This window comes from Aureimonas sp. AU20 (genome assembly GCF_001442755.1).
GTDB lineage: Bacteria > Pseudomonadota > Alphaproteobacteria > Rhizobiales > Rhizobiaceae > Aureimonas.
In genome coordinates, this window is sequence record NZ_CP006368.1 from 93,465 (window position 1) to 117,431 (window position 23,967).

18 protein-coding genes are annotated in these 23,967 nt (G+C 67.6%); 5 read left to right on the forward strand and 13 right to left on the reverse strand.

Annotated elements, in window-relative coordinates; translation table 11 throughout:
- Window positions 1-213 precede the first annotated feature (213 nt).
- Both M673_RS17445 and M673_RS17450 read left to right on the forward strand, forming a co-directional pair.
- Window positions 214-2,685, forward strand: a complete 2,472-nt coding sequence (locus M673_RS17445) for an MFS transporter (protein ID WP_061977990.1) — start codon at window positions 214-216, stop codon at window positions 2,683-2,685.
- Window positions 2,678-4,249, forward strand: a complete 1,572-nt coding sequence (locus M673_RS17450) for a glutamate-cysteine ligase family protein (RefSeq protein WP_187301347.1) — start codon at window positions 2,678-2,680, stop codon at window positions 4,247-4,249. The genes M673_RS17445 and M673_RS17450 overlap by 8 nt, the downstream gene beginning before the upstream one ends.
- Here M673_RS17450 and M673_RS17455 read toward each other — a convergent pair.
- Together M673_RS17455 and M673_RS17460 are read right to left on the reverse strand one after the other, a co-directional pair.
- A complete protein-coding gene (locus M673_RS17455) occupies window positions 4,230-5,450 on the reverse strand; it encodes an ABC transporter substrate-binding protein (protein ID WP_061977992.1) in 1,221 nt (406 codons plus the stop codon). The genes M673_RS17450 and M673_RS17455 overlap by 20 nt on opposite strands.
- Window positions 5,447-7,459, reverse strand: a complete 2,013-nt coding sequence (locus M673_RS17460; RefSeq protein WP_148640170.1) for a SpoIIE family protein phosphatase — start codon at window positions 7,457-7,459, stop codon at window positions 5,447-5,449. The genes M673_RS17455 and M673_RS17460 overlap by 4 nt, the downstream gene beginning before the upstream one ends.
- A 201-nt stretch (window positions 7,460-7,660) precedes the next feature.
- Between M673_RS17460 and M673_RS17465 the strand changes: the two genes are divergently transcribed.
- From M673_RS17465 to M673_RS17475, 3 genes are read left to right on the forward strand one after another with little or no spacing between them, the layout of a single operon-like run.
- The gene (locus M673_RS17465; RefSeq protein ID WP_061977994.1) at window positions 7,661-8,440 is read left to right on the forward strand and encodes a Tll0287-like domain-containing protein; all 780 of its coding nucleotides are present in this window, start codon (window positions 7,661-7,663) and stop codon (window positions 8,438-8,440) included.
- Entirely contained in the window at window positions 8,437-11,190 is a 2,754-nt protein-coding gene (locus M673_RS17470; RefSeq protein ID WP_061977995.1) for a hybrid sensor histidine kinase/response regulator, read from the forward strand. The genes M673_RS17465 and M673_RS17470 overlap by 4 nt, the downstream gene beginning before the upstream one ends.
- Entirely contained in the window at window positions 11,187-11,552 is a 366-nt protein-coding gene (locus tag M673_RS17475; protein WP_148640171.1) for a response regulator, read from the forward strand. Before M673_RS17470 ends, M673_RS17475 begins: the two co-directional genes overlap by 4 nt.
- A 2-nt stretch (window positions 11,553-11,554) precedes the next feature.
- On the opposite strand, the gene M673_RS17480 is transcribed toward M673_RS17475, so the two are convergent.
- Genes M673_RS17480 through M673_RS17530 form a run of 11 tightly spaced genes read right to left on the reverse strand, consistent with a single transcriptional unit; the run spans window position 11,555 to window position 23,967 of the window.
- Window positions 11,555-12,724 carry a PP2C family protein-serine/threonine phosphatase gene (locus M673_RS17480; protein ID WP_061977996.1) on the reverse strand — a complete coding sequence of 390 codons (1,170 nt, stop codon included), beginning with the start codon at window positions 12,722-12,724 and terminating at the stop codon, window positions 11,555-11,557.
- Window positions 12,725-12,782: 58 nt separating this feature from the next.
- Window positions 12,783-13,532 carry a protein kinase domain-containing protein gene (locus M673_RS17485; protein WP_082639797.1) on the reverse strand — a complete coding sequence of 250 codons (750 nt, stop codon included), beginning with the start codon at window positions 13,530-13,532 and terminating at the stop codon, window positions 12,783-12,785.
- Window positions 13,522-15,057 (reverse strand): class I SAM-dependent methyltransferase, encoded by a 1,536-nt coding sequence (locus tag M673_RS17490; protein ID WP_061977998.1) that lies wholly within the window; start codon window positions 15,055-15,057, stop codon window positions 13,522-13,524. Before M673_RS17490 ends, M673_RS17485 begins: the two co-directional genes overlap by 11 nt.
- Window positions 15,054-16,160, reverse strand: a complete 1,107-nt coding sequence (tssG, locus tag M673_RS17495) for a type VI secretion system baseplate subunit TssG (protein WP_061977999.1) — start codon at window positions 16,158-16,160, stop codon at window positions 15,054-15,056. The genes M673_RS17490 and tssG overlap by 4 nt, the downstream gene beginning before the upstream one ends.
- Window positions 16,124-17,962: a type VI secretion system baseplate subunit TssF gene (tssF, locus tag M673_RS17500; RefSeq protein WP_061978000.1), complete on the reverse strand. Its 1,839-nt coding sequence runs from the start codon at window positions 17,960-17,962 to the stop codon at window positions 16,124-16,126. The genes tssG and tssF overlap by 37 nt, the downstream gene beginning before the upstream one ends.
- Window positions 17,963-17,979: 17 nt before the next feature.
- Complete coding sequence (gene tssE, locus M673_RS17505; protein WP_061978001.1) at window positions 17,980-18,474, reverse strand: type VI secretion system baseplate subunit TssE; 495 nt, start codon at window positions 18,472-18,474, stop codon at window positions 17,980-17,982.
- Between the two features lie 8 nt (window positions 18,475-18,482).
- The gene (gene tssC / locus M673_RS17510; RefSeq protein WP_148640172.1) at window positions 18,483-20,027 is read right to left on the reverse strand and encodes a type VI secretion system contractile sheath large subunit; all 1,545 of its coding nucleotides are present in this window, start codon (window positions 20,025-20,027) and stop codon (window positions 18,483-18,485) included.
- Between the two features lie 19 nt (window positions 20,028-20,046).
- The gene (gene tssC, locus M673_RS17515) at window positions 20,047-21,537 is read right to left on the reverse strand and encodes a type VI secretion system contractile sheath large subunit (RefSeq protein WP_061978003.1); all 1,491 of its coding nucleotides are present in this window, start codon (window positions 21,535-21,537) and stop codon (window positions 20,047-20,049) included.
- Entirely contained in the window at window positions 21,537-22,052 is a 516-nt protein-coding gene (gene tssB, locus M673_RS17520) for a type VI secretion system contractile sheath small subunit (protein WP_061978004.1), read from the reverse strand. Before tssB ends, tssC (M673_RS17515) begins: the two co-directional genes overlap by 1 nt.
- Window positions 22,053-22,075: 23 nt before the next feature.
- Entirely contained in the window at window positions 22,076-23,347 is a 1,272-nt protein-coding gene (gene tssA, locus M673_RS17525) for a type VI secretion system protein TssA (protein WP_061978005.1), read from the reverse strand.
- Window positions 23,347-23,967: a DUF6931 family protein gene (locus tag M673_RS17530; protein ID WP_061978006.1), complete on the reverse strand. Its 621-nt coding sequence runs from the start codon at window positions 23,965-23,967 to the stop codon at window positions 23,347-23,349. The genes tssA and M673_RS17530 overlap by 1 nt, the downstream gene beginning before the upstream one ends.

The following is a 23,967-nucleotide window of genomic DNA, read 5'->3' on the forward strand; positions in this document are numbered from 1 at the left end:
AAGGTTCACTGAACAACGGGAGAGTGGAAGGCCAGACGCGGTGCCGCCGCGTTGCGCCGGTTCGCCGCAACCCGCCAGGCCGCCTGGACCGTCGCCTCTGCCGCGCGGGAATCTGGGCATTCCGGCCCGGGGCGTTGCGAGTGGGCGTTCGGCTTCCGGTCTTCCCTCGTCCCAGGTCGCGGTGCCGGCCGGCTTATCAGGAACGACCCTAGAATGCAGACCACCGCGCTGAACCCGACCTCGCCCCGCAGCCCGCTGCGTTGGACCATCCGCCTTCGCTTCGGCCTGGCAGCGCTGACGGTGCTCGTCCTGGCGCAGCTGCTCTCGGGCGTTCTGACGGTCTCCGCCATTCGCAAGACCGCTTTCGACGGAACCGTGACGGCCGTGCGCATCGTCGGGCACGACTGGTCCTTCCGCATCCAGAACTCGCTGCGTTTCGGCAAGCCGATCACGCAGATGTTCGGCCTGCCGGAAATTCTGGCCGGCATTCGCTCCGACCTGCCGTTTCTATCCGGCGCGCTGGTCACGCTGCCGGACGGCTCGATCGTGGAAGGTAATCCCGCCGCGGGCCTGCCGCGAGACCTCGGCGCTCTCGTGGCGGAACGGTTGGCCGCCGCCCCATCGGCGGGCCAAGGCCGGGCGCTAGGGCAGGCCAAGCTCGGCGATACGCATGTCTTCGTGCTGCCCGTATCCGGCGCCGGCGGCAGCCTTGCGGGCGCGCTGGTGATGCTGGTGCCAGCCGAGGCGATCTCGCAGGCGACGGCCGGACCGGTTTCGGACGCCGTCGCCTCGCTCGCCATCACAACGCTGCTCGGCACGCTCGCCGTGTTTCTGGCCGCTTTCGTGCTGCCCATCGGCGCGGACGGAACGGTGGGGCGCTGGAAGCTGCTCCTCGTTCCGGGTCTCGTTCTCGTGCTGGTGCAGGGCGGCTCCTCCTGGCGCAACATCGTGACCTTTCGCGACACCTATGTTCAGGCCGCGACGGAAAACGTGCAGCGCTCGGTGGATCGGTTCGGCACCGATCTCCAGCGTCTGGTCGACAAGGGCGTCAAGCTCGACCGCCTGTCCGACTACGGCTCGCCCTTCGCACGCATGGCCAGCGATATTCCCGAGCTCGCCTCCGTGCGGCTGGAGGACATGTCGGGGCGCGACATCGCCGCGTTGGACGCCACGCGCGAGCCCACCGCTCATCGCGCGCCCATCACCTACGAGATCCGTTCCGCCGACGGGACCCGCCCGGCGGCCCGCCTGAGCGCGAGCCTGTCCGACACGGCGATCGGCGAGGGCGTGTGGCATCGCGCGCTCGACGCCGGCACCGTGCTCCTGACCTCGGCCCTCTTCGGCTTCGAGCTGCTGGTCCTGTTCGGCATCCTGATGCGCCGGCTCGCTGTACGCGCGGAGGAGGGGGCGGCGGTGGACCGGGACGGGCATCATCTCCTGGCGCGCCCGGCCTCTTTCCTTCTCGTCTTCGGCTGGGCGCTACCGTTGTCCTTCGTGCCGTTGCAGATGGGCGCGCTCGCCAGCGAGCCCTTGTTCGGCCTGTCGCGGGCGGTGACGCTGGCCTTGCCGATCTCCGCCGAGATGGGGTGCGCCCTGGTCACCGCGCTGATCGCCGGCATCCTGACGGACCGTCGCGGCTGGCACGTGCCCTTCGTGCTCGGTGGCCTCGTCTGCGCCGCCGGGGCGCTGGCGGGAACGCTCGCCACGGGACCGATCACCTATATCCTGGCGCGTGCCGTGGTCGGGCTCGGATATGGCCTGGCCTGGATGGGCATCCAGGGCTACGTCTTCTCCTGGTCCAGCCCGCGCACGCGCACCCAGGCCGTCGCCAATCTGGTCGCGGGCATCTTCGCCGGGCAGATCTGCGGCAACGTGACAGGCGCCATGCTGGCCGACCAGATCGGCTTCTCCTCCGTCTTCACCATCGCGGCCGTTCTCGGGCTGGCGCCGATCCTCTTCGCATTCGGTTTCATGCGCCCTTATTTCGGTCGGCCGGCAAGCGGGCCAAACGCGGCGGCGGCGGCCCCTGCGCCTTTGCCGCTTGCACCGGCGGCGGGCTCCGCGCTCGGCGGCCTGCTGAAAGATCGCAACTTCGTCGCGTTGCTTCTGCTCAGCGTCGTGCCGTTTTCCATCGCGCAGGTCGGCCTGCTCTACTACACGCTGCCCGTCTACCTGTCGCAGCAGGGGATCGAGCAGGGCAATATCGGCCGTATCATGATGATCTACGGCCTGTCCGTGATCTACATCGCGCCGCTGCTCGGCCGCTGGGTCGACCGGCACATGCGCAAGAAGCCCTTCATCGTCATGGGCGGCCTGCTAGGCGGCCTCGGCCTCGCGTTCACCTATCTCGACATCGGTCTGGCCGCGCTCGTGGGCTCGGTCTTTCTTCTGGGCTTGGCCAGCAGCCTCGGCGGTCCGGCGCAGACGAGCTTCGCCCTGCATCTGCCGAGCGTGCAGCGCTTGGGCACGGGGCGGGCCATGGGTATCCAGCGCGCCGCCGACAAGCTCGGCCAGATGATCGGCCCGCTCGCCGTGGGCGCGCTCTTCACGTTCCTCGGAACGCGCGACGGTCTGGCGGTGACCGGCATCTACTATCTCGGCTCCACGCTTCTCTTCTTCCTGATCGCGCGGGATCATGCGTCCGGTGCGTCGTTACTGCGAAAGGGCGCTGCCGGCCATGGCTAACATGCGCACCCATCCGACGCTGGGCGTCGAACTCGAAATGCCCGTGGTCGATCTGGCATCGGGGGCGAGCTTCGATGGACGCGAGCTCTTCCCGCGTCTTTTCGAGTCGCGTCGGGGGCGACACGAGGCCGTGACGCCGGTTCTGGCGTCCGGCAGCCTGATCGGTGTCGCCGGCCCGCAGGTCGTCTCGTCCGTCGACAACGGCTTCAACAACCTGGAAAGCGCCATCGGCATCGTCGGCGGGCCGGCGCGCCCCGGCTCGAACCTCAACGATCTGGCCGGTCTCGTGCACCGGGAACTGACCGAGCTCGTGGGCGCGCTCAGCGAACTCGGCGCCGGCATCGCCAATCTTTCCCAGCATCCCGCGACGCCGATCGATGAGGCCTTCTACCAGGCCATGCGCGCGCCCAAGCCCATCTACGACTATTGGCGGGACGTGCGCGGCTGGCGGCACGAAACCGGCATGGATGCCAAGGCCCAGAACGGGCCGACCACGGGCGTCGATGCCGAGCATGCGGTCGAAGCGCTGAATCTCGCGCTCCTGGCGGCGCCGGCCATGATCGCGCTTTTCGCCAACAGTCCGTTCGAGGCTGGCGAGCCGACGGGCTGCAAGGAAAACCGGCTGCGCATCTGGACGCGCATGTTCGCCGCGCCGACCTTTCCCGGCGACCGCGCGACCCATCGCCCGCCGGTTCAACCCTTCGAGGATCTCGCGCATTACTTACGCTGGATGTTCGAAGGCAACCGCGCCATGCAGGCGCTGCCGCTCGGCGCCAATTCCTACAAAGGGTTCGGCGAGCTCGCTCGGATGGACGGCGACCCCTCGCTCTTCGCCTTCCTCCGCGCGCAGAGCTGGAGCGGCCGGCGGCTGAGCGACGGAGCGGCGATCGAGGTGACCCCCGATCTACGGCATCTGGAAAGCCTGCAGTTCTCCCAGTTCTCGGACGCGCGCATCCGGTTCAGCTTCGGCACGGCGCCGACGGTGGAAGACTTCTTCCAGGCGCTGGCGGAGCGCAAGGTCGAGGCGTTGTTCGCCGACCATTGCCAGTCTCTCTATATCGAGGGGCGAGCGGCTGGCGCGAACTTCCCGGACGCCGAACTCTGCGATCTCGACGATCCGCTCGTATCCGCCTCGGTGGCGATGGCCCCGTCGGCGATCCAGAAGGGCTTGCAGTGCAATCCCGGCAGCCTCCACCGCTTGTCCCGACAGCTCCCCTGGCGGGATCTCGGCCTCGCACGCGAAGAGGCGGTTCGCCATGGCCTCGACGGCCGGGCGGGTCTCGTTTCGCTGGCCCGCTTCGCGCGGGCCGTGGTGGAGGAGGCGGAAGAGGGCCTTTGCCCGAGCGAACGCTGGATGCTGGCCTATCCGCTCCATGTTCTCGAAACCGGCCGCAATGGCGCCGATCGGGCCCTAGCGGCGTTCGAGCGAGGAAGCGGTAGCCGCGCGACGCGCTTGCGCGAACTCGTGACGAGCCGGCTCCTGCGCCGCGTGCCGCCCGTGCCCTTCCCGCAGCGCGAGCGGATGTTCGAGGCGCCGGAGTTCGCTACGGCGTCCGTTGCGTGAGATCGGAGCCAAAGATCTCGTCGCTCGCCAAGAGAATGTCCACCGACGGATCGTAGCCGATCTCTTCGGCCGTCCGCAGGTTCAGCGCGATCTTGGCCGGCGCCTGCCAGACCTGGGGCAGGTCGCGCGGCTTGGCGCCGTTGAAGATGCGGGCGATCGTCTCGGCATGGAAGCGGCCGACATAGATGAAGTCAGACTGCGCGACGCTCATCAGCGCTCCGAGCCGCACCTCCGACTCCCCCGCCATGGAGAAGGTCGGCAGGTCGTGCTCGATCAGCGGTGCCAGGCTCTTGGGCAGGGTCGTGCCCGTCAGGCCGCGATGGACGGTGATGTAGACCGCGTCGCTCTTGGACGCGATCTCGGCGTAGCAGGCCTCGACCTTCCCCTCGGCTTCCTCCTGCGGGATGTTGTTGAAGGGCGCGAAGCAGGAAACGATCTCGAAGCCCCGGTCCCGAGCGATGCGCTCGATATCGTCCACGGCCGCGAAGGTGCGGCCCTCCGCACTGTTCTCGTAGACGAGGCCGAGCTTCTTGAAGTGGAAGATGTCGTCGAACAGCTCGACCTGCCGCGCGTAGCGCTGCGGCTCGACCTTGGCGTTGAGGTGGTCGTGACCCGAATCCGTCTCGCTCTTGACGATCTTGGAGCCGATCGGATCGCTGGTCGAGGCGACGACGACGGCGGTCGAAATCTCGTCCGTTGAAAGGTCCTGCCCGGCCCAGGTGCCGAGCGCCAGCATCAGGTCGATGTCGCCGCGCGTCTTCAGCCGGTCGAGAAGCTCGGCCTTGACCTGCGGACGCCGCTCCTTGTCGAAATTGCCGGCGGCGTAATAGGCGTCGCTGGGAAACTCCACATAGTCGCTCACCGCGTTGGCCGAGAGCCAGCGCCAGAAGCCGCCCGGCTCGGCATTGTTGCCGATTGGCAGGTCCATCGGCTTGATCCAGCCGATCGCCATCAGGCCGCGCACCGTCGCCTTGAGGATGACCTCGTAATCCTTGTACTGGCCGCCTTCGTAATAGCCGATGCGCCATTTCGTGCCGTCGGGCTTGAGGCGCGGCTCGGAGGGCCAGATGCGGGCGCCCGCCTGAGGGGCAGGGGCGGCCTGGGGCTCGGCAGCCGGTGTCTGCGCCTGCGCGCCGCCGCAGGAAGCGGCCAGCAGACCCAGGCCGAAAAGGGCGGTGCCGAAACGGGCGAAGCGGATCATGACGGCCTCTTGGACGGCTGGTGGAAGCGAAGGGCGACGAGCGTGATGTCGTCGGATTGCGCGGTGTCGCCGGCATGGGCCTGGACGTCGGCCATGATCCGCCCCACCAGCATCTCGGCCGGCAGGAACGGGTCCTGGGATTCCAGAAGCTGGACGAGGCGCTCGTCTTCGTAGAGTTCGTTGCGCGCGTTCATCGCTTCCGTCACGCCGTCCGTGTAGAGAACCAGCGTCTCGCCCGGGGCGAGGCGCGTGGCGAGGGGCTCGTAGTCCATTCCCTCCACCACGCCGAGGGCCGGGCCGCTGATCGGGCGCAGGCACTCCACCCGGCCGCCCTCGCGGATGATGAGCGGCGGATTGTGGCCGCCATTGGCATATCGGATCTCGCCCGTCAGGCAGTCGAGAACGCCGATCAGGCTGGTGACGAAGATCGAGTTCGGATTGTCGCTCGCCAGCGCGTCGTTCACGGCCGTCATCATCTGGGACGGGTCCGCCAGACGGTCCGCCGCCGATTTGATGAGGGTCTTGGTGATCGCCATGAAGAGCGCCGCCGGAACGCCCTTGCCCGCGACGTCGCCGATCGTGAAGCAGAGATGGCGCTCGTCGATGAAATAGAAGTCGTAGAGATCGCCGCCGACTTCCTTGGCGGACACCAGCGCGGCGTGAATGTCGATTTCGGAGCGGTGCGGGAAGGCCGGGAAGATCTTGGGCAGAAGGCCGAGCTGGATGTCGCGGGCGACGTTCAACTCGCCCTCGATCCTTTCGCGCTCCTGCGTCACCTGCATCACCGTCTGCACGTTGCGATGGAGCGAGTCCTCCATGAACGAGAAGGCGGACGCCAGACGGCCGATCTCGTCGCGGCCCGCCGGCCGACGCTCGGCGGAAACGGGGGGCGGAGCCTGCGTGAAATCGGTTTCCGACAGAGCCCGTGCGCGGTGCGTCAGCGCGACCAGCGGCCTGCTGATCCGCTGGGCGAGGAACCAGGCGAGAATGGCGGCCAGGAGAATGCCGCCCGAAAACACCAGCCCCTGGTTGAAGATCAGGTCCTGCGCGGGCTTGGCCAGCGCGGAGGAGGACACCACGGCCGCCACATACCAGTCGAGCGCCTTCAGGCGGAAGACCTGCGCCTCGACCTCATTCTGACCTCCAGCGGAGGCGAGCGGCGCGAGCCGCGAGGGCGCGTCGCCGTCGGAGGCCATGCCCTTCAGATCCGCCAGAACGGAGGGCGTCATCCAGCCTTCCTCGCCGGCCTTTGGGGCCACGACCGACCGTCCGCTTCCGTCGAATACGAAGACGAAACCCTTGCCCGCCAGTTTCAGCGCGTCGAGGCTGGAGCGCAGGCGCTCGACCAGCTCGGTCCGGCGCACGTCCGTTTCGCGTTGGAGATCGCCGACATCGCCGACGATGCCGATCATCCAGCCCCAGCGGGGAAAGGGCACGAACAGCCCGTATTTCTGCTCGGTGTCCGCGCCCTTCAGCGACTTCCAGCCATAGGTCAGAAAGCTCGAGCCGTAGAGTTCGCTGTCGCTCCAGGCCGTCTGCGTCACCGAGCGGCCGCGGATGTCGCGGAACCCCGACAGATCGTGGCCGACCATGGTTCGGTCGGGATAGACGAGGGCCCGGCCGTCGCGGTCGAACACGACGATGTATTCGCCCGAGACCGGGGCGAGGCCGGACAGCCAGTCGAGCGCGTTGGCGCGGGCGGCCTCATCGCTCGTCCCGGCGCGGCGGGATTGGGCCGACAGCGTGTCGAGAGTCGAGCGGACGGTCTGCCCGAACTGCCGGAAGGCTTCCTTGCGGTCCTGGATCGTGCCGACCTTGTCGGATAGGAGCTGGAGATACTGGCTGCGGATGGCGAGTTCGGCCATCTGGAGCACGTTCTCGACCGAGCGCTGCTCGGCATCCACCATGGCGGTGCGCACGGCCTGACGCGAATAGGCCATGATGCCGCCCGCCATCATCGCCAGAATGGCGATGACGCCCACGAAGATCTTGACCCTGAGGCTGTTCACGCGTCGAATCCTGTCCAGGAAGGCCGCCACCCTAGACGGTCGCCGTGAACAAATCCTTCCCCAAATCAAGCCCGACTTGGCTCTGCGTCCCACGAACCGCCCTCTGCGTCCAAGCCGTCTTTCCTTGGTCGGTCGAAGAACTTATGGGTTGTGGTGAGGTCGAAGGGTTCCCCGGACGACCGGTCCGAAAGGTGGCGTCGGATGAATCGACTGGGATACGCGGCGTTGGCGCTCGCCGTTCTCGCGACGGGCGGGGGAGCCGCCTTTTCGGCCACGAGCGCGGCGACGCCGCATGAGACGGCGGGGGCGCAGGGAAACCTCGCGACGGCGCGGATGTTGGCCGCCATGCTCCAATCGGCCCGCAGCGTCGTGTCCGCCCACCAGGGCGACATCAACGATCCCGCGCGGGGAGACAAGGCGCTTCCCGGCCGCCGGGTCCTGGCGGAGGCGGTCGACCGGTTCCGGCAGCAGACCGGCCTCGACCCCGCGAAGGTCGATCCGCAATCCTATGCCGGGCGCCTGCTGCGCGTGCAGATGGACGCCATCGTCGAGGTCATGGACGCCAACCAGACGACGATCAACCAGGAGGGCGTAGGGTTCAAGGGCTTCATTCCCGCCACCTTCGCCCGGCTGGTCAACGAGGCGTTCGAAAGGCGCGTGGGGCAGGACGCGCGCATCAAGGTGACGGCGCCACCCCAGCTCGTGCGCAACCGACAGTCGAGGCCCGACGCTTGGGAGACCGAGACGATCGAGACCCGTTTCGAGAAGCCGGACTGGTCCAAGGGCGAGCTCTTCTCGGCTCTGACCGGCGAAGGGGCGGAGCAGCGCCTGCGGGTCGCCGTCCCCGAATATTATTCGCAATCCTGCCTGTCCTGCCACGGCTCGCCGGCGGGCGAACTCGACATCACGGGTTATCCGCGCGAGGGCGCAGCGCTCGGCGATCTCGGCGGCGTCATCTCCATCCAGCTCCTGCCGCAATGAGCGAGGCGGCTCTCTCCCAGCCGGTCGCCGGCAGCGCGGTTGGCCGGCTGGACGCGCTTCGCCGCTTTTCCATCCGCGCCCGGCTCATCGTGCTGGCGGCCGGCTTCTTCGTGGCCATGATCGGCACGAGCCTCTATGTCGGCGGCATGCTCGCCCGCTCCTGGGAAACCGCCGCCGGCGCCAGCCGCATTGCCGCGACGATCGAGGTGGCCGATCGCGCCCGCACCGCCTTCAACGATCTGCGCTACTGGCAGACCGATCTCGCCGTCAGTCTTCTCACCCTGTCGGAGCGCAACGCCGCTTCGGCGCGGGACCGGCTTCGAAGCGAGCTTTCGCGCCTGTCGGAAAGCCATCCGGAGGTTTCGGCGAGCATCGCCGAGGATGCGAACCGCTTCGACAACCTCGCCCAGGCCGCCGTCGAAGCCTATACGAGCGACCAGCGCGTCATCGGCAACACGCAGTTCGCACAGGCGCGCCAGTTCGGCATCGCGGTCGACAAGGCCTTTTCCTCGCTGTCCGAAGACCTTCGGCGCGAAGCGCAGGCGGCCCGCACCGGCATTCTCGACCAGTTCTCCTCCGCCGCGTGGGTGTCGGCCATCGTCACGCTGGCGGCCGTGCTGATCGGGGCGGTGATGACGCTGGTGATCCTCGCCTCGATCCTTCGCCCGCTGCAGGGCATCGTCGCGGCCGTGCGCGCCATCACGCGCGGGGAAACGGAGGTGGACTTGCCGCCGACCTCGCGCGACGAACTCGGCCGCGTGACGGAGGCGCTTCAGCTTCTGCGCGAGAACATGGCGGAGCGCGCGCGTCTGACGCAGGAGGCGGAGCGGCAGCGCGCCACCTTGTCGGATGCGATCGAGAGCATTGCCCAGGGTTTCGCGCTCTACGGCCCCGACAACCGGCTGCGCGTCACCAACGCGCGGTTCCGCAGCTTCCATCCCGGGTTCGGCGCGATGGCCGCGGCCCATGCGACCTTCGAAGAGGTCGTCGCGCTTGCCGGGCGCGACCTGATCGAAACGGACGGCGATGCCGAGGGCTGGCTCGGCTCGCGCCTGTCCAGCCACGGCGCGCGGGAAAGCCGGACCGACCGGTTTCGCGATGGGCGCTGGATGCAGATCACCGAGCGGCCGACGCATGAGGGCGGCTTCACCGTGCTCTATGCCGATATCAGCGAACTTCGCCGACGTCAGCAGGAGCTGGAAGAGGCACGCGACGAGGCCGAACGGGCGACGCGCGTGAAGTCCGAATTTCTCGCCAATATGAGTCACGAGCTGCGAACGCCGCTCAACGCCATCATCGGCTACAGCCAGATTCTTCAGGAGGATGCGCGCGATATCGGCCAGGACGAGTTCCTTCCCGATCTCGCCAAGATCGAATCCGCCGGCAACCACCTGCTCGGGCTCATCAACGGCATTCTCGACCTGTCCAAGATCGAGGCCGGTCGGATGGAAGTCTATGACGAGAGCTTCCCCGTCGGCGCCATGCTGCGCGACGTCGAAGCGCTGATCCAGCCGCTCGCCCGACAGAACGGCAACACGCTCGTCATGGTGATCCAACCCGACCTCGGCTCCATCGTGTCGGATGCGACCAAGGTGAAACAGGCAATCATCAACCTGCTCAGCAACGCCTCGAAATTCACGCGGGACGGCACGGTGACCTTGCGGGCCGAAGCGGTGGAGGGCGAGGCCACGCGCTGGCTGCGCATCGCCGTGGAGGATACCGGCATCGGCATGACCGAGGAGCAGATGGGCCGCCTGTTCCAGGCCTTCAGCCAAGCGGACAATTCCACGACGCGCAAGTTCGGGGGCACCGGCCTCGGCCTTGCCATCAGCCGCTCCTTCGCTCGCATGCTGGGCGGCGACATCACGGTTTCGAGCCGGCCGGGCGAAGGTTCGACCTTCGTCCTGTCCTTGCCCTTCGACCCGTCCGACCGCGAAGCCAAACCTCTTTATGGCGCGGCGGCAGAGGCGCCGCGGCCCGGAGGCTCGGGCCTCGTACTCGTGGTGGACGACGACCCGGCAAGCGCGCACATCATCGGCTCGCATCTGACGCGGGAAGGCTACCGCCTGATCTACGCCGGGGACGGGCGCGAGGCGCTCGACCTTGCCCGGCAGGAGCGCCCCGACATCGTGACGCTCGACATCGTCATGCCGCATCTCGACGGCTGGAGCACCTTGTCGGCGTTGAAGGACGATCCGGCGCTCGCCGAAATCCCCGTCGTCATCGTCAGCGTGTCAAACGACAAGGCGCTCGGCTTTTCGCTCGGCGCGGCGGCGATGATGACGAAACCGATCGACCGAAACGCGCTGGGCGAGGTCGTGCGCCGGCTTGCCGGGCCGAGCGGGCAAGGAACGGTTCTGATCGTGGAGGACGATGCCCCGACCCGCGAACTCATGGCCCGCGCGGTGGAGCGTCTCAGCCTTGCCGTCGCATCCGCCGCGCATGGGCGCGCGGCACTGGAATGGCTGGCCGGGCGCGAACCGCCCGCGGCGATCCTTCTCGACCTCCAAATGCCTGAGATGGACGGGTTCGAGTTTCTGGCGAGACTTCGGGCCGAGCCGCGCTGGGCCAGCGTTCCCGTCGTCGTCGTGACCGCCAAGGAACTGACGCTGGAGGAGCGCCGCGTCCTGGAAGCGGGCTCGCAACGCATCGTCGCCAAGGGCAAGGCGGCCTATCTCGAATTGACCGACGCGTTGCGTCAGGCGCGCGCCGGCGTCCGCGCCGCATCGGGTGAGGAGAGCGAGGCGTGACGCGCCGTATTCTTCTGGTCGAAGACAACGAGCTCAATCGCGACATGCTGTCCCGCCGCCTGATCCGGGCGGGCTTCGCGGTGACTTTCGCTCAGGACGGACAGGAGGCGGTGGACGCCGCCTTTCGCGACGCGCCCGATCTCGTTCTGATGGATCTCGGTCTGCCGGTTCTGGATGGCTGGGAGGCAACGCGCCAGATCCGGGCCAGGGGTTGGGCGGGACCGATCATCGCGCTGACCGCCCATGCCATGAGCGGCGAGCGCGAGCGGGCGCTGGCGGCGGGCTGCGACGATTTCGACACGAAGCCGGTCGACATCGCGCGGCTTCTGGAAAAGATGCGCGCCCTCCTGCCCGAAAGCTGACATCAGCTCAGTCGGCGGATCGCCAGCAGCGTCACGTCGTCGAAGGGAGGGGCACCGTCCGCAAAAGTCCGTGCCGCCTCTGTCAGCCCGTCCAACGTGCTCTGCGCCCCGGTTCCCGCCAGCGTCGCGGCCTGGGCGAGAATGAGGTCGCTTTCCAAAGGCTCGCCCTGCCGGTTCTGCGTGTCTCCCAGTCCGTCCGTCGCGAGAAGAAGCGTTTCGCCGGGCTGGATCCAGACTTGGTGGTCCGCGAAGTCGAAATCCTCGATCACTCCAAGGGCCGGATCGGCCGGTGTTCGGATTTCCTCCGCATGCGCGGGAGCGGACAGGCGCAGCGGATAGACATGCCCGGCATTGCAGAAGTCGAGACGACCGGACTCGAGATCGAGAAGTCCGAGGAAAAGCGTGACGAAGGTCGTGTCGGGATTGTTCTTGGACAGTTCGACATTGAGCAGCGCCGCCATTTCGGAGGGGCGCGGCAGCGCGCCGGCGAGCGCCACATGCTGCAGGAGGCCGCCGCGCAGCAGACTGCGGGTCCGGGCCATGAACAGAGCGGCCGGCATGCCCTTTCCCGCCACATCGCCGATCGCCACGCAGAGCGTTCCCGGGCGCACCTCGAACAGGTCGTAGAGATCGCCGCCGACCTCCAGCGCCGGCTCCATGCAGGCGGCGATGTCCCAGCGCGCGGGGTCGAAGGCGAAATGATCCGGCACCATGCGCAGCTGCAGCATGCGCGCACGGTCGAGCTCCAGGGTCAGCCGTTCGAGCTGCCGACGGTTCTCGCCCCGCAGATGACGTCGTTCCAGGGCGGCCCGCACCCGCGCCGTCAGCAAAGCCGGGTTGAAGGGCTTGGGCAGATAGTCCTCGGCGCCGAGCTCGACGCATTCCACGACCTTCTCGATCTCGGACGCCGCCGAGATCATCACCACCGGCATCTCGTTGAGACGGCCTTCCTCGCGCAGGATGCGCAGGACCTCGATCCCGTTCATTTCCGGCATCATGACGTCGAGAAGCACGAGGTCGAACGGTTCCTGGCGGATGAGGCGAAGCGCTTCGCGCCCGTCGGCCGCCTCCGCCGTATCGGTCAGCTGCATACGCCGCAGCCGCCGCAGGAGAAGGTCGCGATTTTCCGCGACGTCGTCCACCACGAGGATGCGGGAAGGGGGCAAGAGCACAGGACGGGAGCTTTCGGTGGAACGGATCGTGGGCGGCGCGTCGCCCCTTCGCCTTCCGTTATAGCGCAGCCGATCCGGCTGCAAATCGCGAGCTTGTGCACAAGGCCGAAAGGAACGCGGCCGCTGTCGGCCGGCCGGCCGGGCCCGGCGAAAGGCACCGGCGAACCAGCTCCCCCAGAGGCGAGGGGAGAGCTCCAGGCTCCGCTTGGCCGCTCAGCCAAAGGGCAAGGCGGCCGAGCGACCAGAGATCGGCGGCGGGCGCGGGCGCCGCCCCGGCCCATTGCTCCGGCGCCGCCCAGGCCTGCGCGCCGACGGCCTCCCGGCCGGCCAGCGGATCGCCGGCGACGAGGCCGGCCGCGCCGAGATCGACGAGGACGACCGTGCCATCGGCGCGCAATAGGACATGGGCGGGTTTGAGGTCCTGATGCACGATGCCGCGCCCATGCAGATAGGCGAGCGTGCCGGCGATCGCACACAGGAGAAACGCGGCCAACTCCGGCGGCGAGAACGCGATGCGGCAGTCCAGGAGGCGAAGCGGCAAAGCCTCGAAAGCAAGCCATCCCTCGCCTCCGCCCAGCATGTTCGGCAGGCCGGGATGGGCAAGCATCTTCGCCAGCCGTTGTTCGCGTTCGAAGCGCAACCGAGCGATCGCGTCCGCCGCGTCGAGGTCGAGGCGCTTGAGAATGGCGGAGCGCCCGTCCGGCGTTTCGGCCCGATGGACGCCGACCCCATTGCGGCAGGACAAGGCCGATAGGACGCGCCAGCCGGGAGTCTCGACGAACTGCGGTCCCTTCCGCTCAGAACGCACCGATGCGTCGCCAGACCGGCAGGTCGATCGCGAGAATGGCCTCGGCCTTCTTGCGCATCACGGCGAGCACGTCGTCCCGGTCTTGTATGATCTCTCCGTCGCGCCGGAGATGTTCGCCCCTCGCCTGGAGCAGGTCCACGCATCGCTCGGCCAAGGCCTCGACCGTTTCCGGGGTCTGCGTCGCCAGAGCCTCGTAGGCCAGCATGGACAGAAGCGGGATCTGCAGACCGCTTTGGATCGCGAAGGCGGCCAGGGTTATGGACGGGCGCGCATGCTCGATCGCGTTGCGCACGAAGGCCAGATTGACCGAACGCAGATGGTCGAGTTCGTGCGCCGTCGGCTGGCGCTGGATCAGGATGGCGTTGCGGGTCTCCACGCCGACCGTCAGAAGCTCCTCGTTGTCGGGCGAGGGCGGGGCGTCGGGCCGAGCGCGGATCTCCGCCAGCGAGGCGTCGCCCTCGGTCAGGATCTGCGCCATGAAGGCGTAGAAGGGGGATTTGAATTCGATCTCGCCGCTTGGCAAGGTCAGCTTCGGGGCAAGCTGCGCCTCCGCATCCGCCAGGGTCAGGCGCTTGCGCTCCAGCATCCGCGCCTTCGGCAGGGGCGCGATGGCGCGCGCGCCGCGCACGAAGACGTCGCGCCGGAAGATTCGTGGATTGAAATGGTCCTTCACGGTCTCGCGCATGGCGGCCGGGACGGTGGCCACCAGCCGGCGCTGCTCTTCCGACAGAAAGATCGCGGGAAAGTTCTCCAGAAGCGTCGCGCTCCCGACATAGGACAGCTTGGCCCGCGCCAGATCGGCGGCGAGATCGGCATGATAGACCGGCTGCCAGGCGCCGTTCAGATATTCATGGGCGAGATAGGTGAGGCCGCGCTCGCGCTTGCCGAAGAGGAACGTCATGAATTCCCTGTCGATCGCCATCGAGCCGGCTCGCTGCACGGCATCCGTGAAGTCCAGCGCCGCATGGACGCGGGCATCGCTCCGCCCGTCCTGCGTGGCCGCGAAATCATAAAGTAGGCGCTGGATCGGCATCTGCCGGCTCCAGCCGGGCTGGGCATTGTAGGTGACGGCGACGACGCCGCCCGGCCGCACGAAGCGCGACAGGACCTCGATGATCTCCAGCTGATGCTCGCGCGCGATCCAGGTCCAGATTCCGTGCAGCGTGACATAGTCGAAGAGCGGAAGCTCGCCCTCTGGGCTCTTGGCCAGATCCGCGAAGGAGCGTTCGGCAAACCGCACATTGGTGAGGCCGGCGCGGCGCGCCGTTTCCGTGGCATAGGCGATATGGGCGGGATTGAAGTCGAAGGCGTGGATCTCCGCCTCCGGATGGCAGGCGGCGAGCGTCAGCGCCGTTTCGCCCAGGCCGCAGCCGAGCTCGCAATAGGTGAAGCGCTCGTTGCCCTGGCGGGGCGGGTAGACGCCCTGGATCAGGCAGGCGAGATCGAGATGCGAGGGCATCTGCTCGGCATAGAAGCCGGGAACGTAGTCGATGTCGGCGACATAGCCCGAGGCCCAGTCGGTCATGGCGAACCTTTCGCGTGCGGAGAAAGTGCGGAAGCGGGGGCGATGTCGACGACGCCCGGCTCTCGGCGTGGGGCGCTTGTTCCCGTCCAGGTGTTCCAGCCGAGCCGGCTGGCGCCCAGACCGCTCGCCGCGCCACCGAGGCGCAGCGGCGGCACGGCCTCGGCCTTCAGCGTCAGGCGCTGGACGAAGGACAGGTCCGGTCCCAACGCGAAGGCGGCCAGATCGCTCAACTGCTTCTGTCGCCACCCACCCGGCAGGAAGCTTTCGAAAGGCGCATGGTCGAGCGGGCCGACGAGGAGCCGCACGCGGCCCTGCACGCTCCAACTCTTCTGCCCCACCACGGCGTCCCGCCCCAGGCTGGAAAAGGCACCGCCGCCAAGGCCCGGCCGCCCCAGGCGCGTGCGCTCGGCAGACGCGATCGGCAGCCATTCGCCCACGAACTGCTCGACCCGGATCGGCTGGCCGAAGGCGTTGGACAGGACCTTCTCTATGGCATGAGCGGAGCGCGACTGCCGCCCGAGAAGCCCGGCGTGATGCAGAACGGCGCTGTCGGGCAGCGCGAGCCGCTCCCGGAACTGGGGCGGCGCGAGGCCCAGCACGGCCCGCATCGCCTCGTCGCTCGTGGCCTTGCCCGTCAGGGGCCGGCGCTCGGCCTCGATCACCGGCCGATACTTGGCGAAGGCCTCGTAGAGAAGCGCCGCCAGCCGGTCGTTGAACAGGTCGAGAAAGTCGCGCAGGCCCGGATTGCGCTCGCGCAGCGAACTTTGCACCAGTTCGCTGAAGGCATGGGGCATAGCGCCGTTCGTGCCCGTCAGGCCGATCACGGCCTGGGTCAGTCGCGCCGGCGCGCCCGGTTCGAAGCGTATCCGCGTGACCTCGCCATTGGCGAAGGACAGGCTCGAAGAAGCCTCGATGCGCAAGGCGGCCCGGCGCGGGTCCACGCCATGGCCGATCGCGTCGGGCAATGCGCCCCCGCTTCGCTGGCGTTCCTGAGCAACGATGCGCTCCACGAGGCGGATCGCCTGAAACAGCTCGAACCCGCCGGGATCGCGCTCGAGCGTCTCGATCAGAGAAGAACGCGGTCGCCGGCGCGGCTTGGCCATTGGCGCAGAACTCCTGTGCGACCCTTGATGCGGGCGGTGAGGCGGGAAAAGGAGTTGACGGAAGCGTAGAGGCCGAGAAAGCGCTCCAGAATGCTGGCCAGCAGGAAGACGCTGGAACCGGAGAAGTTGGCGTCGTCGAACAGGATCTCGACATCGACGCCACGGCAGAAGGCAATCTGATCGACACCCCGCACGCGGGCCGAGCCCAGCTTGGCCGACACCGACAGGACGCCGTCGATCAGGGCGCGCGTCTCGGCAGAATCCTTGATGTCGTAAAGGGTCAGAAGTTCGCGGATCGCGCTGGCGTCCTCGGCTTCCACCAACGAAAGATGGTTGAGCGCGAGATGCGAGATCAGCCGCCAGCGCCCGGCCTGGCCGAACAGATTGCGCAGTGTCGCAGTGGGCGGGGTCAGCAGGCGCAGCCGCGCGATGGCGGGCGATGGCCGCACCATAGAGAGGTGCGGCTGCGATCCGCCGAAGGGCAGGCGTTCGGGGAGATCCCTGTTGAGGCACATCGTGTCGACCGACAGGACCGCGTTGGGCAGGCTCCGACCGTCGAAATCGGGGTCCACCAGCGAGATCAGCGTTTCCGTGCCGGGATTGTCGGCCACACCCTCGCGCTGGCTGGTCAGCCACCAGACCTCGTGCGAGCGATCCTCCGTGCGGCCCTGCGAGGCGTCCGCATGGCTGAGACTGTAGAAGGGAAAGGCCTCCTGCGGCGATTCCCGCCCGCCGCCGCTGATCCAGACCCGATCGACGCTGTAGACTTCCAGCGCCGAGCGCCGCCGGCTGTCGGGAACGACCCGGTAGTCGCTCGTCCTGTGGTCGAGGCGGATCGGTTCGGCCGCCTGGGGAAAGAGATTGACCACCGGCGTGCAGCCGAGCGCGAACGCGTCCGGCGACACGGCTCGCTCGATCGAGGCGGCCGAGCGCTTGAGATAGACGAAAATGTCGAGCCGGCGCGCCTGCGGGTCGAGCCGCGCGGCCTCCGGCAGCTCCAGATCGACGAACAGGAACTTCTCGGGAAAGACGAAGAACTCCGTCAGCAGCCGATAGCCGGCATGAGCCGTCTCGGGATAGAGCAGCAGCCCTTCGTCGGTTCCAAAGCCCACGGGACGCAGGACACTCGGCTCGGCGACGATCGGCGCCGGATCGCCCGGCCCTTTGGCGAAGGCCACCGCCAAGGCGTCGTTCAGGAGCAGTTCGTGAAGCTGATAGGTCAGCGAGGGCTGGCCGCGCAGGAAGAAGCGCAGTTTGCCCGGCGCGATGTCCGCAAAGCTGCGCTCGCCGCTGGTCGGCTCCAGCGTCAGCCGCAGGCAGGAAACGGCTCCGGCGGCGGCGGGCACCGCAGGCGCCTGGAACGGCCGGCTCGCAAGGCTCGCACCCGCCAACCGTACCGGATGCAGTTCCACGGGATAGGCGGTGCGGAACCGGCAGGTCTCGCCTTCGACCGGCTCGGTGTCGAGCATGGCGCCAGCCTCGACGAGGTAGCGCTCCTGCAGATCGGCCGGCGGCTCCATCTGAAGCACGGCCATGGAGGGGACCGGCCGCTGATAATGGGGATAGAGAATGCCGAGCAAGGCGTCGGTGAGCTCTGGAAAGTCGTCGTCCAGCTTCTGCCGCACGCGAGCGGTCAGGAAGGCGAAGCTCTCGATCAGGCGTCCGACCGAAGGGTCTTCCACCGCGTCCGCCGACACGCGCAGGCGGCCGGCGATGCGCGGATGCTCGGCCGCGAACTCCGCCGCGCCGCGCCGGATCGCCAGAAGCTCCCGATTGTAATGGGTCAGAAAACTGTCGGACATCCCGCCTCTTCAGCCGATCATGCGCCGCCGGCCTCGACGCCGGTGATCGACAGATTGCGCGCCGCCGGATCGATCGCCGTATCGTAGACGATCGCGTCGACCCCCGCCTCTGTTACCAGAAGCCCGCGGATTCGAAAGCGCAAGGTCCGGTCGAGCGTGGTGGCGAAACCGGTCATCTCGACGCTGACGTCGCGCAGGCGCGGTTCGAACCGCCGGATCACGTCCTCGAACTGGCGACGGAAGGCGTCGCGCTGACCGTCCGACGCCATCGGACGGGTCTGCAGGTCGCTCAGCCCATAGGTCAGAAGCGAAGTGTGCAACTCCTTGAGTTCCGCCGGGGCGGAGACCTGGCATGGGCGCGTGTTGAACAGCGCCTCCAGATCGCGGCGCACGCTGTTGCGCAGCGCCGCCACATTGGCCAGCGTCTCGCGGCTCCCTTCCGGCGCGTCACCGGCGAGCAGCCGGTCGAGCACGGACAGGCGGACGGGCTGGCGGGGTCTGATGTTCGACATGCCAGCCCTCAGCGCCCGCGCAGACCGTTCAGTTCCGTGTAGAGACGGAACGAGGCCACCATCTGATCGATCTGGAAATGCGGCTTCAACTGCATGATGCAGGCGAACGAACCCGGCTTGCCCGGCACCTCGCGGATTTCCACACTGGAACTGTTGAGCGGATACTGCGCCTTGAGCTCATCCGGCGCATCGGCATTGCCGGTCACATATTGCTGCAGCCACGTGCTCAGGCGCGATTGCAGCTCATCGGCTGTCGTCAAGGCGCCCGTCACGTCCCGCGCGATGACCTTGATGTAATGGGCAAAGCGGCTGACGCAGAGAATGTATTGCAGCATCGAGGAGATGCGTTCGTTGGCCGCGCGCACGTCGGTTCCCGCCTGGGCGGGCACATGCAGGGAGGGCGTTCCAAGAAAGGCCGAGTTCGGCGTGTAGCGACAGGGGCTCAGCGTCATCAGGCCGATCTCCTCCATCTGCTTCTGCTTGCGATCGGTCAGTTCCACCTCCAGCGGGCGGCGATAGGCGCGGGCCTCGCCGGTGGAGAAGGGCGCGCTCGGCAGGTGCTCGACCAGGCCGGCACCGCCTTCGTCCTGCCGGGTGCCGCGAATGTCGGCGAACCAGCTCCAATCCCGAAAGGCGTTGATGACGACGGCACCGAAGGCATAGACGCCATTGCCGAACAGCCAGTCGTCGACCGAGAGACCTTCGCGCCCCTCGTCGTAGCGAAATCCGTCCGCCCGCACGCCGTCGTCGCCATGGCGTCGACGCAGAAGAATGCGCGGCGCGGTGACGGTGAGAAAGCGGCTGTCGTCCTGCGCCTGAAGGGCGCGCCAGCGGGCGTAGTCCAGGCCGCGAAAGGGCAGGGCGATGTCCTGCACGAAGGACAGTTCGGAAAAGTCCTCCACCCCCAGAAGCGCGGGGCTGGCGCCGATGACGCAGGGCGCGAAGGCCGCCGCCGCCACGCCCGCCAGCGAGGACAGGGTGGAGATATCGTCGCCCGGAATTCCACGCGCCGTGCCGTGCCGGTGCTGGATCTCGTAGTCGCACAGGACGAGGCCATAGGGCAGGCCGCCCGGCATACCGAACTCGTCGCTGTAGAGACGCTCGAACAGGAGGCTGCGATCGAACTCCGCCGTGCGGTTGAAGTCGCGCGCCAGTTCGGCCCAGGTGGCGGAAAGAACGCGCACCACCACGCGCTCGTCCCCTCCGGCCGAGGCCAGAAGATGGTCGAGCCCGCGCCAGGACGCTTCGAGCGCCTGGAAATCCTGGTGATGAAGGATTGCGTCGACCTGCCCCGACAGCATGTCGTCGATGGCGGCGATCTCGCGGTCGATCGCCGCTCGAAGACCCGCCCCGCCCCGCGTGAGGAGGCTGCGCAGGCCGTCTCCGAACCAAAGCTGAAGAGCCTCGGCCGAATTGTCTTCCCTGAGGAAGCGGGCGAGATCGCTCTCGCCCACTTCCTCCTTATCGAACAGGGCTTCGACCAAGCGAAGCCCCAGAGGCAGCGCGGCGGCGCCGGCGATCCGCTTCCCCCGATCAGGGATGGAGGGTTTCACCTGCACGCCGCGCCGCCCGTCAGGCCGAAGCCGGGATGCGAGCCACGAGGCGCATGGACGTGGTGAGCTCTTCCATCTGCAGCCAGGGGCGCAGATAGGCGACCGCGTTGTAGGAACCGGGCGCGCCCGGGACTTCCTTCACCGTGACCTTCGCCTCGGCCAGCGGGAAGCGGGCCTTGGTTTCCTGGCCGGCGGCCGCGTTGCCGTTCACGTAATTGCTGATCCAGCTGTTCAGCCAGCTCTCGGCGTCGCTCGCTTCGAGGAACGAGCCGACCTTGTCGCGACCCATGACCTTCAGGTAGTGCGCGATGCGGCCCGTGGCCATGATGTAGGGCAGGCGGGCCGAGATGGCGGCGTTGGCCGTCGCCTCGGGCGTGTCGTACTTCTTGGGCTTCTGCGTGGTCTGTGCGCCGAAGAACACGGCATAGTCAGTGTTCTTGTAGTGGCAGATCGGCAGGAAGCCGAGCTTGGAGAGTTCCGCCTCGCGCCGGTCGGTGATGCCGATCTCGGTCGGGCACTGCTGGTCCGTGTCGCCGCTGTCGGAGACGAAGGTGAAGCTCGGCAGGTTTTCCACCTTGCCGCCGCCCTCGGCGCCGCGAATGGCCGTGCACCAGCCGGTCTGGGCGAAGGCGTCGGTCAGGCGCGTACCGAGCGAGAAGGCCGCGTTGGTCCAGGTGAACTTGTCGGGCGTCATGGCCGTGGTGCGGCCGTCGGCGTCGACGGGAGCTTCCTGGAAATCGAATTCCTCGATCTGCGTGCCGGCCGAGCCGTAGGGCAGGCGCGACAGGACGCGCGGCATGGCGAGCGTGACGAAGCGGCTGTCCTCGCTTTCGCGGAACGAGCGCCATTTGATGTAATCCGGGGTCTCGAAAATCTTCTCGAGGTCACGCGGCTTGGACAGTTCCGTGAAGGAATCGAGGCCGAACATCTGCGGCGCGGCGGCCGCCACGAAGGGCGCGAAGGCGGCGGCGGCGACGTTCGACATGCTCTGCAGCGTCGCCATGTCGTCGGCACCGGGGCCAAAATCGTAGTTGCCGATCAGCGCGCCATAAGGCTCGCCGCCCGACAGGCCGAACTCGTTCTCGTAGATCTTCTTGAAGATCGTGCTCTGGTCGAACTCGGCCGCCTTCGCCAGATCCTTGCTCAGCTCCTTCTTGGAGATGTTGAGCAGGCGGATCTTCAGGTTGGCGCTCGTCTCGGTGTTCTTGACGAGATAATTCAGCCCTCGCCACGAGCCCTCGATCTCCTGGAACTCGGGATGGTGCATGATGGCGGAAAGCTGCTTGGAGATCTTGTCGTCGATCGCCGCGATTGCCTTCTGGAAGGTCACGGCGAGGTTCTTGTTGAACGTCACCGTGCCCTTCATGGCCTCCTGCGTCAGATTGCGCAGAAGATCCTGAACTTCGTTGGCGTCCGTGTTGCGCGTCGCGCCGATCGCCTGGTCGAGCAGGCTACCGGTCTCGACGGCGGCTTCGGCTCCAGTGGCAGACTTAAGCTGGGTCTCGCTCATCACTCGTCTCCCTTGCCGGAATCCGTGCCGAGCTGGCTGGCCAGGGCCTGGATCTGGTCCGTGTTCTTCAGAACTTCCTCGAGAAGGCTTTCCAGCTCCTCGGAGCGGTCGACCTTGGTCATGAGATCGCGCAGCTTGTTGCGCGCCTCGAGCAGCTTGCGCAGCGGCTCGACCTGCTGGACCACGGCGGCGGGCTCGAAATCGGCCATCGACTTGAACCGCAGATCGACCGCGATTTCCGAGCCGTCGTCCGACAGGGTGTTGTCGACGCGGAACTGCGCACCCGGCGTCAGGCGCTGGAGCGTCTCGTCGAAATTGTCGCGGTCGATCTGCGTGAACTTGCGGTCGCGCAAAGGCTTCTGCGGCTCATAGGACTTGCCCGAGAAGTCGCCGAGCACGCCGACCACGAAGGGCAGTTCCTTGCGGACCGCCGCACCTTCCGTCTCGACGTCGTAGGTGATGTGAACGCGGGGCTTACGCACCCGGTTCAACTTATGCTGCAAGCTTTCGGACATGGCCCTCTCCAATATTGAAGCAATTACCACCCATCGTTCGGCCTGGGATTGTTCTCGCTGTAACTGTTGTCGTAGCTGGGCGACGACGAAGAAGCGACCGGTTGAACGTGGGTAATCTCTTCCTTGCCTTCGATGCGCATGCCCGCGGCAAGAATAAATCGGCTGATATGCGATGCGTCGGTTGTAAGCTCTTGAAGCAATTCGGGCAACGACATTCGCGCCCGGCGCACCGCTTCGGTCAGCGTATAGGAAATAGGAGCTTGCGGTTCGGTCAGGCGGAAATACTCCGCCAGTTGCAGTACCGCGTTCAGCGCGTCTTCGCGATTGGCGAAACCGCCGGTTCTGGGCGCCGCCGCATGGCCAACGGCAAGCGGCGCGCCGCCCCCTGCGGGCGCGCCCCATCCATCGCTCCCAGCGCTGGCCCCGGCACCAGCCTCTGCGGGTGCCGGAGCCGCGACGGGCGCGGTGGCCTCCTGCCTTTCGCGGATCTTCTCCTGCGCGGCGAGCTTTTCGGCACCGAAATGGCGGATCGAGCCGGTTATGTGTTCCAGAAGCTCGCGCAGCGGCGTGAAGGACGGCGCGTCGTAGCCGGCCACCCGGTCGAGCGACGTGCCGAGCGCGGCCAGCGCGGCCAGCGCCTCGTCGATCGTCGCGAGCAGATCGGCGAGATCGCGCCCCGCCGTTTCGGCCAGACTCTCGCGGAACGTCTCCAGCGAAACCGCGCCTCCGGCGATGCGGGCCGCCCGCCGATCCGGGTCGGTCAGCTTGCCGAGTTCCACCGCCTGGTCGTAGTTCCAGATGGAGCGGGGCTTGGCGAGGCCGACGAGGGGGAGGGTGCGCAGCGTCTGGGCGAGCGTTCCGGCCGCGCCCGCTCCGCTCAACGCGCCGACCGCCGTCAATCGCCCCTCTATGCCATCCTCCTCGTCGGGCAGGGGATGGACCGTGTCCCAGAACCCATCCACCAGCGAGGTGAGCAGTCGCAGCCCGTCGCGGAGTCCGGCGAAACCTTCCAGCCGCACCAGGGCTTCCGTCGTCCAGGCGGCGACTTCGAGATCCTTGGCCTGCGAAGTCAGCAGCGCCAGCCCGCTTTGCAGGACGATGTCCCAGCTCTCGGGAGGCGGCGCATCGGCGTCTACATTGCCGCGCTCGGCGGCGCGGGCGGCGCCGCGCGCATCCTTGACGCGATAATAGAGCGACTGGGCCGAACCGTCGGCGCGCGGATCGCCGCCCGACGGAGCGTCTTCGCCGATCGGCTGCGAAAGGGCGTCGAGATCGATCACGGACGGAAGCGACATCAATTGGACCCTTTGGGGAAGAAGGACGGCGAGGCGGAGGGCTGGCGCCCGTCTCCGCCATTGCCGATGTCGATGCCTCGACCGATCGCGTCCCGGAAGAGTTGATCCGACCGCCTGGGATCGCCCGCCGCGACGGCGAGCAGGATCGAGGCCGCGATGCCCGTCGGCGCCAGAACCGGATCCGGCGGCACCTCGGGCAGGCCTTCCGGCGCCATGCTGCCGCCGGACCAGAAGGCCGCGAGTGCGGCATAGGCCCCCGGTGTTGCCGACTGGACGCTTTCGGCGGCCTGCAGGCAGAGGAAGCGGCGTTCGTCCGTGGGCTCGTAGACCCAGTCCTGCGCAGCGTTGTATGCCGGATCGGGATCGGCCGAGGCTGCGCCGGGAATGGCGATCCCCGTCATGCAGGCCCACCAGACGCCCTCGCGCACCGGAAGCGCGAAGGCCAGGAAGCGCACGGCGTCGGCGAACAGGCCGCTTCGGTCCAGGAGCGTCAGGAGGCCCTGCGGCGACAGGCTCGGCGTCAGATAGGCCTTGGCTTCGGCCGAGAGGGCGACGCGGCCGCAAATTTCGGCCGCCGTGGCGCCGCTGATCTTTCGGATGGGAGCGAGCGGAACGGCCAT